The organism is Agromyces tropicus, from assembly GCF_039531345.1.
In the GTDB taxonomy this organism is placed as follows: Bacteria; Actinomycetota; Actinomycetes; order Actinomycetales; family Microbacteriaceae; genus Agromyces; species Agromyces tropicus.
Window position 1 is genome coordinate 650,673 of sequence record NZ_BAAAPW010000001.1, and the last position, 13,249, is coordinate 663,921.

Annotated in this window: 8 protein-coding genes and 1 tRNA gene; 1 reads left to right on the forward strand and 8 read right to left on the reverse strand. The window is 73.3% G+C overall.

Translation table 11 applies throughout. From position 1 onward, the window contains the following. Window positions 1–12: 12 nt before the first annotated feature. The 8 genes from ABD230_RS03055 to ABD230_RS03090 all read right to left on the reverse strand — a co-directional run bounded on the left by ABD230_RS03055 (window position 13) and on the right by ABD230_RS03090 (window position 12,498). Window positions 13–5,358: an Ig-like domain-containing protein gene (locus ABD230_RS03055; RefSeq protein WP_344369348.1), complete on the reverse strand. Its 5,346-nt coding sequence runs from the start codon at window positions 5,356–5,358 to the stop codon at window positions 13–15. Window positions 5,359–5,501: 143 nt separating this feature from the next. Continuing rightward, on the reverse strand, window positions 5,502–6,209 hold the full coding sequence (locus ABD230_RS03060; RefSeq protein ID WP_344369349.1) for an FHA domain-containing protein: 708 nt from the start codon (window positions 6,207–6,209) through the stop codon (window positions 5,502–5,504). Beyond that, window positions 6,206–7,939 (reverse strand): serine/threonine-protein kinase, encoded by a 1,734-nt coding sequence (locus ABD230_RS03065; protein ID WP_344369350.1) that lies wholly within the window; start codon window positions 7,937–7,939, stop codon window positions 6,206–6,208. The genes ABD230_RS03060 and ABD230_RS03065 overlap by 4 nt, the downstream gene beginning before the upstream one ends. Then, window positions 7,939–9,141 (reverse strand): FHA domain-containing protein, encoded by a 1,203-nt coding sequence (locus ABD230_RS03070; protein ID WP_344369351.1) that lies wholly within the window; start codon window positions 9,139–9,141, stop codon window positions 7,939–7,941. Before ABD230_RS03070 ends, ABD230_RS03065 begins: the two co-directional genes overlap by 1 nt. Next, entirely contained in the window at window positions 9,122–10,012 is an 891-nt protein-coding gene (locus ABD230_RS03075) for a PP2C family protein-serine/threonine phosphatase (protein WP_344369353.1), read from the reverse strand. Before ABD230_RS03075 ends, ABD230_RS03070 begins: the two co-directional genes overlap by 20 nt. Window positions 10,013–10,164: 152 nt before the next feature. Next, window positions 10,165–11,274 carry a TerC family protein gene (locus ABD230_RS03080; RefSeq protein ID WP_344369355.1) on the reverse strand — a complete coding sequence of 370 codons (1,110 nt, stop codon included), beginning with the start codon at window positions 11,272–11,274 and terminating at the stop codon, window positions 10,165–10,167. Between the two features lie 167 nt (window positions 11,275–11,441). Beyond that, a tRNA-Glu gene (locus ABD230_RS03085) sits at window positions 11,442–11,517 on the reverse strand. A gap of 78 nt (window positions 11,518–11,595) precedes the next feature. Further along, entirely contained in the window at window positions 11,596–12,498 is a 903-nt protein-coding gene (locus tag ABD230_RS03090; RefSeq protein WP_344369357.1) for a diacylglycerol/lipid kinase family protein, read from the reverse strand. Between the two features lie 61 nt (window positions 12,499–12,559). On the opposite strand from ABD230_RS03090, the gene ABD230_RS03095 reads away from it, so the two are divergent. Next, on the forward strand, window positions 12,560–13,204 hold the full coding sequence (locus ABD230_RS03095) for an MBL fold metallo-hydrolase (protein WP_344369358.1): 645 nt from the start codon (window positions 12,560–12,562) through the stop codon (window positions 13,202–13,204). The last annotated feature ends 45 nt before the right edge of the window (window positions 13,205–13,249 follow it).

The window sequence follows — 13,249 nt, forward strand, 5'->3', positions numbered from 1 at the left end:
GGTGGTGGATGGTCAGAGCTGGCCCCAGTTCGCGACCTGGCTGTACACGGTGCCGCTCGGGCCGACGAACCTGATGCGGACCGCGGGGAACTCGGAGGGGTTCACGGTGCCGAGTCCGCTCAGGGTCTGGACGCTGCCGTTCCGCGACAGGGAGTACGTCGACGTGGACAGGTTCTCCCAGGGGTTGCTGGTGCTCCAGTGCTTGTACTGCACGGTGATCGAGTAGCTGCCTGCGGTGAAGTCCTGGTAGTCGCCGATCACGTACTTGCAGCCGTTGCAGTACGGCGCGTCGCCGCCCTTCCGGACCGTCGCGCTCGGGCTCGGCGGCGGCGGGTTCGAGACGCTGAACGACTTCGAGACCGCGGTGCCGGCCTTGCCGCTGCCGAGGTTGACGGCGCGGACGGCGACCGTGTGCGACCCGGCGCCGACGCCGGTGAAGCGGTGGGTGCGGTCCTGGCCGGAGTTCTGCCACGATCCGCCGTCGATCCGCACGTCGTACCGGACGGCGCCGCCGCCCGTGTTCGACGGCGCGTTCCAGCTCACGTCGACGCTCGTCGGCGCGTAGCCGTTGACCTGCGCGCTCAGCCCGCTCGGGGAGCCGGGCGTGCCGTACGGGGTGGCCGACGCGGACGCGGCCGACCACTCCCCCCAGCCGATGGCGTTGTGCGCGCGGACCGCGAAGCGGTACGCGGTGCCGTTCGTCAGCCCGCCGATCTGCTGGTTCACGCCCGCGGCGCCGGCGCCGAACGATCGGACGGCGCCGTTCACGTCGACCTCGTACCCGTCGATGGCCGAGTTGTTGCTCGCCGGCGCGGCCCAGCGGATGGTCACGGTCGCGTCGCCGGAGTTCTGGATCGTCGGCGCCACGGGGCGGTCCGGGGCGTCGCGGACGATCACGGTGACCCTCCCCTGGGTCTCGCGGGCCGGGTCACCGGTGCCGTCCTGCACGCGGTAGACGACGCTGAGGGTGCCGGTGAACGCGGCGCCCGTGTTCACGGCGAGGTCCGTGGCGGTGTGCGACACGGTCGCGTTCGCGCCGACATCCGCCTGGTCGATCTGCGCGGAGACCACCGTCAGCGGCGTGTCGGGCGCGAACGGGTTGAAGTCGTTGGCGAGCACGTCGACCGTCTCGGAGTCGCTCCGCGTCATCTCCACCGGGCCGTCGTCGTTCGCCTTCGGCAGCGCGCGTGTGGACGAGACCACCTCGACGTCGACGTACCCCGGGACGGTGAACCCGTTGAAGGCGACGTCGAAGGAGACCCGCGCCGTCGTCCCCGGCTGCACCCCGAGCGGCGCCGAGAGCCGGAGGATGGAACCCTCGACGACCTGCGCCGAGATGTCGGACGTCGCGCCCTGCAGGTTCCGGTACTCGACGCGGTCGATGTTGTCCGGGTTCGGGTGGTCGGTCGAGGAGCGCAGGTCGACGTCGAGCGGCGCCTCCCCGGCCTCGATCGTCTCGCTGCGCGGCGTGAACGTCGGCGGGGTGTCGTTGAAGTCGGGGTCGCCCACCGTGATCGGGACGGTGAGGATGGCGGAGCGGCCGACCGGGTCGTCGGCGCCCGCCCCGTCGGTGACCTCGAACGTCACGGATGCGGCGCCGCGGTAGTCCGCCGCCGGCACGTACTGCAGCGCGGTGCCGGAGACGAAGGCGGGCTCGGCGGAGTTCGTCGCCGATGCGGAGAGGATGAGGGCGGGGTTGCCGGACGGCACGACGACGAGGTCGTCGACGTTCCAGCTGATCCGGCCGTTCATCGGCACGACGACCTCGCCGAGGTCCTTCAGGTACGGCGCCGGGAACTTCGCCTTCTCCTCCTCGAGGAGCTCCTCGGGGGTCTTCGGCCGGGCGGTCTCCTCGACCGTGTCGTCGCCGCTCGGGACCGGCGGGACGATGACGAAGGCCATCGCCGAGAGGTCGTCGAGCTCGTTCGTGAGTCGGTACGCCACCGCGTAGCGCTCGCGGCCCGGTGTCACGGTGATCGTCCCGTCCGCGCCGACGTCGGCGCGACCCGCGTTCGGGCCCTCGGCGGCCACGGCGAGGTCGTCGACGAGTCCCCCGGGATTCGTGGCATCCGCCAGCGGGTCGATCGTGATCGGCTCGCCGTCGACGACCTGCTCGGGTTCGATGACCTGGTCCTCCGCCGTCGGCGGCTCGATCACGGCGTCCTCGGTGACGGCCACCTGCAGGAACGCGGTGTCCGCACCGCCGTGGCCGTTCGAGATCTCGTACCGGATCGTGTACGCGGCCTCCTGGTCCGGAGCCGTCACCACGACCCGGCGCCGATCGCGGACCTCGGCCTCGATGCCGTCGTCGACCTCGGGGAGGCCCGCGACGTGCAGCTGGTAGCCGCTCGGGTCGGAGTCGTTCAGGAGGACCTCGACCGACGCGGTGCGACCGGGCTTCATCTCGATCGCGTCGTCGACGGCCGTCGGCGGCAGCTGCACCTCGGGGCGCGGGATGACGCCGATCCGGATCGCGCCCTCGGCGGTGGCGCCGAAGGTGTCGCGCACCTCGTAGGCGAACGCGTCCGTCCCCGCCGAGCCCGCGAACGCCTCGTAGGTGAACGAGGTGCTGGTGCGCTCGATGATCCGGCCGAGGGAGGGCGCCGCGGTGATGCCCGTCAGGGTCACGGAGTCGCCGTCGGGGTCGAGCCGGTCGAGCGGGACGTCGACCTTCACCGCCGATCCTGCGAAGGTCCGGGACGTGAGCGGGGTCGGCAGGGGCGCACGGTTCTCGCCCGCGTCGCGGGCGACGACGGTGAAGCGCACCGCCGCGCGAGCCGTCTGCTCGTGGTCGTCGCCGATGGTGTACACGGCGGTGTAGACGCCGGGCTCCTCGGGCGCCTGGAACCGCACGGCGTCGCCGTCCACGAAGGCGAGCCCGTCGGGGGCGTCCACCTCGACGAGGTCGGGCAGCACGTGCAGCGTCGCCGCGTCGGGGTGCGTGTCGTTGGCCAGCACGTCGACCGTCACGATGTCGCCGGCACGGACCACGGCGCCGTCGTCGACCGCGATCGGCGGCTGGTGCTTGACGAGCGGCGGCACCGGCACGATCGTGACGCTCGCGGTCGAGGCGTTCACGCCGTCGGAGACGGTGTAGGCCACCTGCAGCTGCTCGTCGAGCGCTTGCGAGGCCGTGATGCGGAGCACGGTGTTCGTCAGGATCTCGACCGACACGAGCCCGTCGGCCGCGGCGTCGTCGACCGACTGCACGGCGAGCACGCGCCCGGAGGGCGACACGTCGTTCGCGAGCACGGGAACCGTGAGCGGCTCCCCGGCGCGGAGGTACGCGGTGTCCTTCACCGCGATCGGCGGCTGCGCGTCGGCGGGCTCGTCGACGACCTGCACCCGGACGAGACCGCGGCTCACGGCGGCGCCGGCCCCGAGCGAGTAGAGGAACACGTACTCCCCCGGGGTGCTGCTCGAGAACGCGATCGTGCCGCGGTCGGGGTTCGGGGTGATGGCCGCCCCCTCGGGCGCCTCCTCGATGCCGAGCAGCTCGAGGCCCGCGCCCGACGGCGACAGGTCGTTCGCGAGCGGCTCGATGAGCTCGGTCTCGCCGACGAACACGCGCGCGAAGTCCGGCGTGCCGACGGGGTTCAGCGTGCCGGTCGGCGAGACCTCGACGGTGAGGGTGCCCGCGGCCGTGGTGCGGCCGTCGGAGACGGTGTACTGCACCTCCTTCGTGCCCAGCTCCGCGGAGCGGTGCTCGAACGTGATCGTGCCGTCGGGACTCGACCGCACGGCGTCGCCGCCGGTCGGCGACGCCGACACCAGGTAGAGGTCGTCGCCGTCGGGATCGACCCAGTCGGCGAGCAGGCGGTACGTGAGCTGCTGCCCCTGCTCGACCGCGATGGCGCCCTGGCGGATCGCGACCGGGGGCGCGTTCTCGGTGTCGAGCACGATGCGGACGTCGACGGATGCCTCCGCCACGCCGCCGCGACCGTCGTCGACGCCGTACCGGAAGGACACGCTCCCCGCCGCACCCTCGGCGGGCGTGAACTGCAGCGCCCGGCCGCCGTCGATGCGCTCGAGCCGACCGGCCGCCTCCGGGACGTCGGACGTCGAGACGATCGTGAGGACGTCGCCGTCCGGATCCGTGTCGTTCGCGAGCACCTCGAGGATCGTCGTCCGCGCCGGCCGCACGCCGAACTCGTCGTCCCGGGCGACCGGCGGGCGATTGGCATCCGTGCGCTCGGCGAGGGTGTCCTCGAACGTCTGCTGGCTGGAGGTCTCGTCGCCCTCGAGCTCGTCGCTCTCCTCGGGGGGCGTGACCTCCTCCCAGTCGTCGATGAGGCGGAGGTCGGAGTCCACGAGCCACGAGTCGCCGTCGGTGAGGTCGTTCAGCACGATGACGTCGCGGTTGACGCGGAACTCGAGGCGCGACCCGGCCGTCGGCTGGTCGATGGCGATCGAGCGCGGGTCGTCGCCATCGCAGGCGAGCACGTAGCGGCCGGCCGCGCCCGCCCAGGCGCCGTGGGCGCAGGCCCCGAGCCGGACCGGGGCCGCGACCTCGCTCGCATCGGCCGCCGCCACGTCGCCGCCGTCGGGGATCGATCGAACCCCGCCGCCGTCGAGCGGCACGTCGAGCAGGCCCGTCGCGGTCGCGAGCAGGACGCGATCGCTCTCGGGCCCGGACTGCTGGAGGCGCAGCGCCGGCTCGGGCAGCTCGATCGCCCGTCCGTCGACCAGCACGGACTGCGCGTCGAGGTCGAGGACGACCGCCCGCTCCCCGACCGCGGCCACCCGATGCTCGCCCACCCTCGGCAGCTCGGCGGTCGTGGGATCCGTGCTGAGCCGCTCGAGGGTGACGAGCTCTCCCTCGCCGGGCGAGGTCGCGAGGACCGTGCCCTCGCGCGAGACCGCCACGTGGGCGCCCGCGCCGAGCTCGGCCACGGGGTCGGTGCCGCGGAAGTCGAAGGCGAGGTCGCCGTCGGCGGGCACGCGCCAGAGCTCGCCCTCGGGCGACAGCACCGCGAGCACGCCGCCGCCGTACGCCACCTCGGCGGCCGGCGGCACGTCGATGCGCTGGACGAGGGTCGTGAACGACGGGTCGATCCGCTCGATGGTGCCGGCGCCCGGATCGAACAGGAACGCGTCCTCGCCGTCCTGGAACACGTCGACCTCGCTCGACGCGGTCGCCACGGCCGCGTCGAGCTCCTCGATCTGCCGGTTGAGCCGGCCCGCGAGCAGGTCCTCGGCGTTCGTGACCCAGACGTCGCGCGCGCGGAGGTCGGGGTCGGTCACGGGGAAGCCCTCGTGCGCCACCGCGATGCCCACGGGCACGCCGGCCAGCACGGCGAGCGCGGCGGCCGAGGCGATGCTCCGGCGCGACCGCGCCCATGACCTCAGCGTGACCACAGCTCGTCTCCCCCGGGTGCGTTCCGTCGGTAGGGCGTCGGATGTCGCCGCCGGAGGACCGGCGGTCGCGGATCACGCTAACACGCCCCCGGAGCCCCCACGAATGGGGAGTGCTCCCCACGCGGACGCGCGCGTCGAGGGGCTCAGTCGCCGGGCGATCCGCCGGCGTCGGCGTCGAGCAGTTCCAGGTCGTCGGGGCTCACGAGACGCGTCGCGACGGCGTACTCGACGAGCCGCGTCCGGCGGTTGACGGCGAGCCGCCCGCGCCCGCCGCGCAGCCCGTCGACGCCGATCTTGTCGAGCTTCTCGCACACGTTGTCGAGCTTGCGGTTGAACGTCGTCATGCTCCAGCCCAGTCGCGCCGCGGCCTCGGCGGAGGAGGGCACCGTCGCCCGCCCGGCGGTCGGCTGCGAGAGCACGTGCTCGGCGAGCGCGACGATGAGCAGCCGCTGGCTCGTCGTGAGCGTCACCGGGAGGATCGTCGTGCCGCCCTCGGCGGGCGCGGCCGTGAGCGACGTGTTGTAGAAGTCCTCCTCCGCGTGGACCGTGAAGTCGTACGTGGTCGCGCCGGCCGAGAACATCACGTGCACCGTCTTGAACACGAGCGGCAGCTTGGCGCCCGGGGCCACCCACGACTGCACGCTGCCCGTGGCGTCCGACACCGTCGCCGAGAGCAGCTGCCCGACGTTCGACAGCCACCACAGCCCGAACTCGCTCGACAGCGTCAGGAAGGTGCGGTGCAGGTACGGGTTGTCGTCGATGGTGAGATCGGATTCTCGGCCGATCGTGAACGTCCGCTCGGGGTCCACGTCGTACCACTCGCCGCAGTACTCCACCCGCAGCGGCCTCACGACGCGCACCCCGTCACGGGCTCCGACGTCTTGCTGCCGCGCTGCACGCGGACCTCGATGCAGACCGTCTGCCCGGCGGCGACGCCCTCGACCACGATCTCCGGACCGTCGCCGACCGCCGTCGACCCGGATCCGTCGGCGCGGTGCCAGCGGTAGCGGTCGCCGTCCTCCGCCCCGTCGTGGTGCACCTCGAACACGGCGCGACCGTCGTCGACCGTGCCCGGGTCGACCTCGGGCGTCGGGACCGTCGCCGCGACGACGGCGTCCTCGGGCGCCTCAGGTGCGGGCTGGGGCCCTGCGGCCGGGACGCCGAGCACCCCGCCGGAGAGCAGCGCCGCGCCGACGGCCGCGACGACGGCCAGTCCGGCCGCGACGACGATGCCGGCGGTGAGCGCCCGACGCGCTCGTCCTCGGGGCGCCGGCAGCGAGGCGGACGTCCGGACGTCGTCCGCGGCCGACCGGTGCGCCGAGGCGGCGACCGCCCGCCCGTGGATCGGGTCGTCCGGGGCCATGCGCACCGGGGCGGCGCCGCGCAGCACCGTCCCGTCGTCGACGAGGCCGGACGGCGGGCCCGAGACCTGCGCCGCGACCTCGTGCACGCCGCGCGCCCGGGTCGGATCGGCCTCCGGCGCGTGGGTCGCGACGGGCCCGGTCGGGGCGGCCCCGCCGACCTGCGACGGCGTGGCCGCCGGCCCGGGCGGGAGGTCGACCGCCACCACGCGGACGGCACGGGCGCGGGTCGCGGGCTCGTCGCCCGCGTCGGGTTCGGCGACCGGCGCGTCGCGTCGGCCGGCCTCGGCGAGGTTCGGCACCTCGATGCCGGTCACGGCGTAGCCGAGTTCGAGCTCGATGCGCTGCAGCGCGCGGCCGAGGTCGACGGCGCTCTGGAACCGGTCCTCGCGACGCACGGCCATCCCGGTCGCGAGCACCGCCTCGAGGCCGGCGGGAACGTCGTCGCGGCCGATGGGCGTGATCCGGCCCCGCTCGATGCGGCCGATGAGGTCGAGCGGTCCGTTGGGCCGCCCCGGCACCTCGAACGGCGTGCGCCCGGCGAGGAGGGTGTGCACCGTAGCCGCGAGTGAGAACACGTCGCTGCGCGTGTCGGGGCGGGGGTCGTCCTCGAACATCTCGGACGGCGACCACGGCACGCTCAGGCCGATCGCGGCCCGGTCCGACCCCGTCCCCGAGCCGGTGGCCGCGGCATCCCCCGCGAAGGTCATGGTGTGCACGGGGAGGTCGCCCTCGAGGTCGCTCGAGATGCCGAAGTCGCTGAGCGCCGGCCAGCCGTAGTCGTTGGTGAGCACGTTGGCGGGCTTGATGTCGCGATGCAGGATGCCCGCCGCGTGCGCCGTCGCCACGGCCCCGGAGAGTCGGATGCCGGTGCGCAGCGCGTCCTCGACGGCGAGCGGCTGCCGCTTGTAGCGCTCCGACAGGCTCGGCCCGGAGCAGTACTCCATGACGAAGTAGGGTCGGCCGTCCGCGGCGACGTCGGCGTGGAAGATCGTGACGATGAACGGATGCGCCGACAACCGTGCCATGAGGTTCGCCTCGGCGACGAACTGGGCGCGCGTGGGCTGGTCGATGTCGTCCGCGAGCAGGACCTTGACCGCGACCCGGCGGCGGGGCAGGCGCTGCTCGTAGAGGAACACGTCGGCGAAGCCTCCGGACCCGAGCAGTCCGACGTGGGTGTACCCGGGCAGCTCCGGCGGCAGGGAGGGCGGTCGCCGCATCAGCGCGTCACCACCTGGATGCTCCAGCCGCCGCCGAGGTCGATCACGGTCTCGGGAAGGACGGGCGTCGGCTCGGAGGGACGCAGGCGCACGGGCGGCTGTCCGGGGGCCACCACCTGCGTGCCGTTGCGCGAGTCGAGGTCGGTGACGACGGCGGTGCCGCCCTCGACGCCGACGCGCAGGTGGGTGCGCGAGATGTCGGGGTCGCCCGCGCCGACGACGACCGGCCGTGGGACCCGGGTGCCCGTGACCCGGCCGATGGCGGGAGCACGGCCCAGCACGAGCTCACCGACGATCGGCTCGATGGACCCGTCGGGCATCCGCAGCGCGAGCGCGGAGTCGACGTGCCCCGCGAGGGGCGCGTCGGACGCGTCGTCATCGCGTCCGGCACGCAGCCGCCGCAGGTCGGCGCGCGCGACCGTGAGCCCGTCGTGGTCGCCGAGGCCGGTCGTCGTGGCGTGGTCGAGGAGCGCGGCGAGGCCGTCCTCGGGTTGCGCGGGTGCGGGCGGACCGAGTTCCGGCGGGGCGGAGCCGAAGTCCGGCGGGACGATCAGCGCGGATGCCGCGGGCTCGTCGGACGCCTCGTGCACCGTCGCGACGGCGGTGCGCTCGATCCGCGGCCGCTCCGTCCGGGAGACGCCGACGACGGTGTCCTCGGGCACCATCGTGACCTCGGCCGCGGTGGCCCGATCGTCGTCGGCGACCGCGTCGCCGGGCGTGCGCCCGAGCACCGCGGCATCCGCCTCGGACGCGGGTGCGACCGGGTCCCCGGCGACCTCCGCCGGCCAGTCGAGCGCGACCACGGCGACCACGCCCGCGACGATCGGGAGCGCGTCGCCTCCGGACGTGCTCGCCGGGGTCTCGACCCGCACGTCCGGCAGGCCGTCGAGCACGCGCTCGTGCCAGGTCGACACGTCGTCGCCCGACACGACGGCGTCGACCGTGCGGATCCGGATCGGGCCGCGCACGAGCACCTGCGTGCTGCCGCCCGCGCGGTCGCGGCGCACGACGGCGAAGCTCGGGGCGGCGGTGATCCCACCTGCCGCGAGTCGGTCGATCACGGCGGCGGCGGCCCCGGCGTCGCCGAGCACCGGCCACAGCGCGCGCACGTCGTCGGCGCGGTCGCCCGGGAGCACGAGGAGCGCGTCGTCGCGCACCGCCGCCAGCCAACGGCCGTCGTGGTCAGGCAGGTACTCCGCCACCCTGGTCCCCCTCCCGCGGCCTGGTCTGCTCCGCCGCGGCCGCGAGCCCCGCCTCGCGATCGCGCGTCGTCCCGTCCTCCTCGGCGTCGCCGCCGAGATCGGACTCGACGACGATCGCGGTGACGTTGTCCCGTGCCCCGGCCTCGAGCGCGGCCTCCACGAGGTCGCCGGCGAGCCCGGCGTCGTGCGCGCCGTGGCCGGCGAGGATGCGGCCGACGCCCTCGTCGTCGACCTCCTTCGACAGCCCGTCCGAGCACACGAGGAACACCTGGCGACCGGATGCCGGGATGAGCCACACGTCGGGCTCCACGTGGGCGTCGGCGCCGATCGCCCGGGTGATCACGTTCCGGTCGGGATGCCGCTCGGCGTCGTCGACGCTGATCATGCCCGCATCGACCATCTCCTGCACGGCCGAGTGGTCCACGGTGACCTGCTCGAGGCGCCGGCCGTCCCACGCGTACACGCGCGAGTCGCCGACGTTGAACACCATCCAGTGCACGCCGCGGCCGTCGCCGGCGTCGACGAGGGCGATGCCCGCGACGGTGGTGCCGGCGACCGCGGTGCCCTCGTCGCCCTCGTCGGAGAGCGCCCGCACGACGTCGTTCGAGCTGTGGATGGCGTCGAGCACCTGCTCCGGCGTCGACGGCGCTCCCTCGTGCAGGTGCCGGCGGAAGGTGTCGACGACGGCCCGGCTCGCGGCGTCGCCGCGCGCGTGCCCGCCCATGCCGTCGGCGACGAGGTACACGGGCGGCTGCGCGAGCAGCGCGTCCTCGTTCACCGAGCGCACGTTGCCGACATGGGTCCGGGCGCTGTGGACGATCCGCGCCGACCCGATCGGGGTGGGCACGACACCGCTGCCGTCACTCGTCACGGGCTTCGGGTCCTCTCTGGGCAGGGCAGGAGTCTGTCCGCGCAGGGCGCAGTCGCTCCACGCTAGCAAGCGTTCGCCCCGCCCGGTGTCCGCGACGGCGGACTGGGGACGGCGCGGCCGACCGTGAGGACGTCGGCCGCCTGCGACGATCGTCAGCGGTCGACGGACGTGCCGTCGGGGTCGCGCTCGGCCTCCTCGGTGAAGTGCGGGATCTCCTCGCCCAGCGTGTGGCCGCGACGACGCGCGTCGACGTTGGCCTTGACGAGGCTCGCGACCGTTGCGACGGCCATCGCCCCGAGGATGACCGCGAGCGACGTCCAGGTCGAGATGTCGGGCGCCCACTCGATGTGCTCGCCGCCGTTGATGAAGGGCAGCTCGTTCTCGTGCATCGCGTGGAACACCAGCTTCACGCCGATGAAGGCGAGGATGAACGCGATCCCGTACTTGAGGTACTCGAGCCGCTCGAGCAGGCCGCCGAGCAGGAAGTACAGCTGGCGCAGCCCCATCAGCGCGAACACGTTGGCGGTGAACACGATGAACGGGCTCTGCGTGATGCCGAAGATCGCCGGGATCGAGTCGAGCGCGAAGATCAGGTCGGTCGTGCCGATCGCCACGAACACAATGAGCATCGGCGTGAAGAAGCGCCGGCCGGCGATCGTGGTGCGCAGGCGCACGCCGTCGTAGTCGTTCGTGATCGGCAGGCGCCGGCGCAGCACCCGGATGAGCGCGGAGTCGCCGCCCTCCGCCTCGTGGTCGCCGAACGCCTGCTGGGCCGCGGTGTAGAGGAGGAACGCGCCGAAGATGTAGAAGATCCAGCTGAAGTTCGCGATGAGCTGCGCGCCGAGCAGGATGAAGATGCCGCGGAGCACCAGCGCGAGGATGATGCCCACCATCAGCACCTCCTGCTGGTACTTCCGGGGCACGGCGAACCTCGCCATGATGATCACGAAGACGAACAGGTTGTCGATCGACAGGCTGTACTCGGTCAGCCAGCCGGCGAGGAACTGCGCGCCGTGCTCGGCGTCGCCGATCACGAACATGAGCCCGGCGAAGACGAGCGCGAGCGTGATGTAGAAGACCACCCAGAGGGTCGACTCGCGGAACGACGGCACGTGCGGTCGCTTGATCACGAGCAGCAGGTCGGCCACGAGGATCAGCGTCAGGACGACGAGCGAGCCGACTTCGAACCAGAGGGGCAATGCGGTCACGCGGGAGCCTTTCGGAGGGGTGCGGTCACGGACCGAAAGTCTCTCCCCGCGCATCGTCTGCGCCGCCACGCCCGGAGCGGCATCGACGGCGCTCGTATTGACGATCGTGGCCCGGAACCTTCGGCTCCGGCGGGATACTCCCCTTCGCTCGGACGAGTCTAGCGACTCCCCCCGGGAAACGACGAACGCCCTCGCATGAGTGTGAGGGCGTTCGCCTGTCGTGGTGACCCCAGCGGGATTTGAACCCGCGCTACCGCCGTGAGAGGGCGGCGTCCTAGGCCGCTAAACGATGGGGCCTCGTTGCGACGTGTACGAGTATGACATACGTCTCGCGGGCATTCCAAATCGAGGCGCCCGGGCCCCGATGACTGCCGCTCAGGCGAAGACGGAGAGCGCGCCGGGCACCACCTCGACGTCGATGGGGAGCGGGCCGACCCGCTCGCCGTCGGCGTACGCGATGATGTCGTCGGCCTCCAGCCGCACGCGGCGCGCGCGGGTGAACTCGACCGCGGGATGGTCGACATGCTCCCCGGCGAATACGCGCGGGAAGACGCCGAGCAGGCCGATGCGCGAGAGGGGATGGACGATGAAGACGTCGAGGACGCCGTCGGCGAGGTCCGCGTGCGGCACGATCCGCATGCCGCCTCCGAGCGACGGCGTGTTCGCGACCGACACGAGCATCGCCGGCTGCTCGCGGCGCACCCCGTCGACCGTGATCACGTAGCGGCGGGGGCGGAAGGTCGCGAGCTCGCGCAGCAGCGCGAGCGTGTACCGGCTCGGACCGCGCGGGCGCGACATCCGGTTGGCCCGCTCGTTGACGACCGCGTCGAAGCCCGCCGACAGCACGCAGGCGAAGTACGTCCGCAGCCCGCCGTGCTGCATCGCCCCGAGGTCGATCGACTGCGGCGGCCGCCGGAGCGACTCGACGAGCGCGTCGATGCCGGCCTCCGGGTCGTCGTGCGGAAGCCCCAGCGCCCTGGCGAGGTCGTTCCCGGTGCCCGCGGCGACCAGCCCCATCGGCACCGGCGTGCCCGCGAGCACGTTCACGCCCAGCGAGACCATCCCGTCGCCGCCGACGACCACCAGGCCGTCCGTGCCGCGCTCGAACGCGGCCTGCACCTCGAGCCGGAGCAGCTCGAAGTTGTCCGCGCGCAGCTGGGTGACCTCGTAGCCCTCGGCCTCGAGTCGCCGCGCCGCGGCGGGTCCCACCGAGCGATTGCGACCGAACGAGGCGCTCGGGTTCACCGCGAGCAGGATGCGACGGGGGCCACGCGACATGGAGCGATCATGGCAGGGCAACCCGGTTGCGCGCACGACGCACGCGGTGTTGGCTCGGAACATGCGCGTCACGAAGCTCGAGCACGCCGCCCTCGTGGTGGAGCACTCCGGGGACCGGCTGTTCATCGACCCGGGCAAGTTCACCACCCCCATCACCGAGGCATCGGGGGCGCTGGCGGTCGTGATCACCCACCTCCACGACGACCACTGGACGCCCGAGCAGCTCGGCCGGATCCGCGATCGGAGCCCGGGTGTCCGGGTGTTCGGCCCGGAGGGCGTCGTGGCCGCGGCGGCCGAGGCCGGCCTCGAGGTCGAGCGCGTCGCCCCCGGCGACGAAGTGGAAGTCGGTCCGTTCCGCCTCCGGTTCTTCGGCGGCCGGCACGCCGTGATCCACCCGTCGATCCCGGTCATCGACAACGTCGGCGTGCTCGTCGACGACGCGCTGTACTACGCGGGCGACTCGTTCGCGGTGCCCGAGGGCGTCGAGGTCGACGCGCTCGCCGCGCCCGCCGGGGCACCGTGGATGAAGATCGCCGAGTCGATGGACTACGTCATGGCCGTGCGACCCAAGCGCGCGTTCCCGACGCACGAGATGGTGCTCTCGCGGGCGGGCAAGGACCTCTCCAACGTGCGACTGGCCTGGGCGACCGAACAGGGCGGCGGCGAGTACCTGCCGTTGGAGCCCGGCGACTCGTTCGACCTGTAGCGGGCCGCTCGCGGCATCCGTCGCCCTCGCGGGCGGCACCCGTCA

Bases quoted from the DNA above. Each gene is read 5' to 3' on its own strand.
- ABD230_RS03095 (WP_344369358.1), top strand. From the start codon at position 12,560: ATGCGCGTCACGAAGCTCGAGCACGCCGCCCTCGTGGTGGAGCACTCC.
- ABD230_RS03090 (WP_344369357.1), bottom strand. From the start codon at position 12,498: ATGTCGCGTGGCCCCCGTCGCATCCTGCTCGCGGTGAACCCGAGCGCC.
- ABD230_RS03080 (WP_344369355.1), bottom strand. From the start codon at position 11,274: ATGCGCGGGGAGAGACTTTCGGTCCGTGACCGCACCCCTCCGAAAGGC.
- ABD230_RS03065 (WP_344369350.1), bottom strand. From the start codon at position 7,939: ATGCGGCGACCGCCCTCCCTGCCGCCGGAGCTGCCCGGGTACACCCAC.